The following is a 3,387-nucleotide window of genomic DNA, read 5'->3' as shown; positions in this document are numbered from 1 at the left end:
ACACCGCCTCCGGAAAGGTGCTGGACGTCAACGGCGGCAGCACCACGGCGGGCCTGCAACTGCAGCAGTGGTCAGCCAATGGCGGCACCAACCAGTCGTGGTACCTGCGACCCACCGGTGACGGCTACTACACCATCGTCAGCCAGGCCAGCGGACTGGTGGCCGACGTCTACGCCGCAGCGACAAGTGACGGCGCGCAGGTCGTGCAGTGGACCGCCAACAGCGGGACCAACCAACAGTGGCAGTTCGTGCCCGCCTGACCAGCGCCGACATGACGCACAACCCTCCAGCCTCGGTGTCGAGAGGAACTTCTGATGACAGACCTACCCGTGAGCCGTAGGCGCCTCCTCGCCACCGCCGCGCTGACCGCCGGCTCCGCGGCCCTGATCCCGGCCGTGGGCACCGGACGGGCCGCCGCCGCTGCGCCTCAGGTCACGCTGCCCGAGCGCGGGATCTACGACGCGACCGCAGCGACAAACTGGACGGACGGGTTCCTCGTCGGGAACGGCGAGTACGGCGCCGTCCTGTACGGAACGCCGACCCTCGAGAAGGTAATCTTCAATTACCACCGCTTCGTGCTGCCCAACGGCAGCCGGGGTGTGACCCCGCCAGTAATCTCAGGGCGGCTGGCCGGCGTGCGGGACAAGGCGCTGGCCGGGAACTACGGCGGAGCCAACACGGACTTCGCGGCTGGCTGGAGCCTGCGCTGGACCCAGACCTACCACCCCGGCTTCGAGTTGCAGATCAGCACGCCAGGCATGACCACGGCCAACGGATACGCCCGCATCACCGACTTCCGGACCGGGGAGGTCACCTCCACCTGGGCCGACAGCAACGGCACCTGGACCCGCTGCGCCTTCGCCTCCCGAGCCGACAACGTCGTCGTACACGAACTGACCCCGGCATCCGGCCGATCGATCGACGCGACGCTGGGCGCCAACACTTCCCTCGCGGGCGTCCCCGGCTCGGTCCGTTTCACCACCCTGGCCAGCGTCATTGACGGCTCCGGCTACCTGAACCTGCGCGGCACCTACCCGTCCGGGCAGGGCGCTTTCGGTTTCGAGGGCGTCACCCGGATCGTCGCCAGCGGTGGCACGGTAGCCGCGAACGGGTCGACAATCGTCGTCACCGCGGCAACCAGGCTCCTCCTGCTGACCAAACTCGACCGTTACGAGTCACCCACGGCCTGGGACAGCAAGCCGTTGCACGCGGCGCTGGCCGCGGTGCGCGCCGACTATGCCGAGCTGCGGACCCGGCACGTCACCCTGCACGCGGCGATGTACGACCGCTCCCGCCTGGACTTGAACGTCTCCGCCGCCGACCGGCAGCTGTCGACCACCGAGCTGATCGCCCGGCAGAACGCCAATCGCAACACCATCGATGTGGCCCTGCTGGAGCGCCTCTACGACAGCGGCCGTTACCTGTTCATCAGCTCCAGCGGCGTGCTGCCGCCGCGGTTGACCGGAATCTGGGCCGGCACCTGGAACGGCGCCTGGGCCGACGATTTCACCACCGATGCCAACATCAACCTGCAGGTCGCCGGCGGCAACATTCTCGACCTCACCGATGCCATGCAGGGCTACTTCAACCTGATCCTCGGTCAGCTCGCTCACTGGCGCACGAACGCTCGCAACCTGTACGGCGCCCGCGGCTTCCTGGCCCCATCGCGAACCGACGGCGAGTACGGGTACATGCTGCACTTCGACCCCGGCTTCCCGGGCCAGTGCTGGACCGGTGGCGCGGACTGGCTGCTCTATCCGCTACTAGAGTATTACCAGGTCACCGGGGACCGGACGTTTCTGGCTGAAAAGCTGGGACCGGCGCTGATGGAGCTAGCACTGTTCTACGAGGACTTCCTCACCCGCACCGATTCGGCCGGCCGGGTGGTGTTCGTGCCGTCGTTCTCGATGGAGAACTCGCCGGCCAGCACGAACGTCCTGCTGGCGATTAACGCCACCGGCGACATCCAGGCCGGCAGACACGCCCTGCGGGCGGCTGTCGAGGCTGCCAACGCGCTCGGTGTCGAGCAGGGTGCCGGTCAAGGTGTCGCACGCTGGACGGCCCTGCTGGCGAGGATCCCGCCCTACACGGTCAACGGCAGCGGCGCCCTCGCCGAATGGTCCTGGCCGGGACTCACGGATCGCTACAACCATCGGCACGTCCATCACCTGTACGGCGCGTGGCCCCTGCACGAGATCAATCCCGAGGAGGCGCCCGGCCTGGTCACCGCCGCACTCAGGGCCCTGGCGCTGCGCGGTGACGAGAACACCTCCGCGCACGGCAGCCTGCATCGAGCCCTTGCCTCCGCTCGGCTGAAGGACGCCGCCGGCGTCTACAACAACCTCCGGAAGATCATCGGCAACAACATGATCTTCCGGTCGCTGATGACAGCACACAACCCGAACCTGGAGACCTACAACGCCGATGCGGCCAACACGCTGCCGGCCGTGCTCAGCGAAGCGCTTGTCTACACCAGGCCCGGCGTCCTCGAGCTGCTGCCCGCCGTGCCCGGCCAGCTCGCCAGGGGCACCATCACCGGGGTCCGCGGACGCAACCAGGTCCGCATTCACAGCCTCTCCTGGGATCTTCCTGGTCGCTCGGTGACCGTGGCACTCACCTCGACGATCACCCAGGCGATCACCCTCCTCAGCCGCCGCGGGATAGCATCCATCACCACGTCCGCGACGGTCACCCCCTCGCCGCTCGGCCCGCATGCCCGGGTGATCTCGTTGACGGCCGGACAACAGATACAGGTTGTCGTAGGTCTGCCAGCCGCCGCCGGCGGCGGCGTCGTTCGACTGGTCAACCGGCGCAGCGCAAAGGTGTTGGACGTCAACGGCGGCTCCACCACGGACGGGGCAGCTGTCATCCAGTGGCCGTGGACTGGCGCGGCCAACCAGCAGTGGCGGCTGCTGCCCAACAGCGATGACTCATTCCGGCTGTCCGGTGTCAGGAGCGGGAAAGTCCTGGACAGTCCAGGTGGCTCGGGCCAGGGCGCGGCACTCGTTCAATGGGCCGACAACGGCGGACGTAACCAGTGGTGGAATCTCGTCCCGGCGACAACCAGCGGGTACTACCGGTTCGTCAACGTGAGCAATGGCTGGTGTGTCGGGGTCGAGGGCGGCTCCACCGCGGACGGCGCCATGGCGGTCCAGCAAACGGTCAGCGGCGAGATCAGCCAGGAATGGCAGATCGTTGATGCCTGAGGCGGGAGGTCAGAGGCACTGGTCGCAGCGGCTCCGGGGCGATGGGTCGCCAGACTTCCGGCCGGCGCCCACGACGTGCGCGCCGTCTGGCGTCGGGGTGATGAGCACGGCGGCGTGCACGACGTCGACGTGCAGGGCGAGGCCGGAAGTCCAGCCCAGGGCGCGCAGCAGCGGTCGGGCG

The 3,387-nt window shown here is 68.2% G+C and carries 2 protein-coding genes; both read left to right on the top strand.

All coding sequences use genetic code 11. The features are described 5' to 3' along the window. Positions 1-260 (top strand): RICIN domain-containing protein (locus tag AB0J68_RS29570; protein ID WP_363941862.1); only part of this gene is annotated, 260 nt, incomplete at its 5' end. Positions 261-314: 54 nt separating this feature from the next. Continuing rightward, positions 315-3,206: a glycoside hydrolase N-terminal domain-containing protein gene (locus AB0J68_RS29565; protein ID WP_363941860.1), complete on the top strand. Its 2,892-nt coding sequence runs from the start codon at positions 315-317 to the stop codon at positions 3,204-3,206. Positions 3,207-3,387 lie beyond the last annotated feature (181 nt).

It is taken from the genome of Micromonospora sp. NPDC049580, assembly GCF_040675595.1.
Lineage (GTDB): Bacteria > Actinomycetota > Actinomycetes > Mycobacteriales > Micromonosporaceae > Micromonospora.
The sequence above is the reverse complement of the archived record's forward strand: the minus strand, read 5'-3'. Positions and strand labels throughout refer to the sequence as shown.

Excerpts from the sequence above, each read along its gene's own strand:
- AB0J68_RS29565 (WP_363941860.1), top strand. The coding sequence starts at position 315 with ATGACAGACCTACCCGTGAGCCGTAGGCGCCTCCTCGCCACCGCCGCG.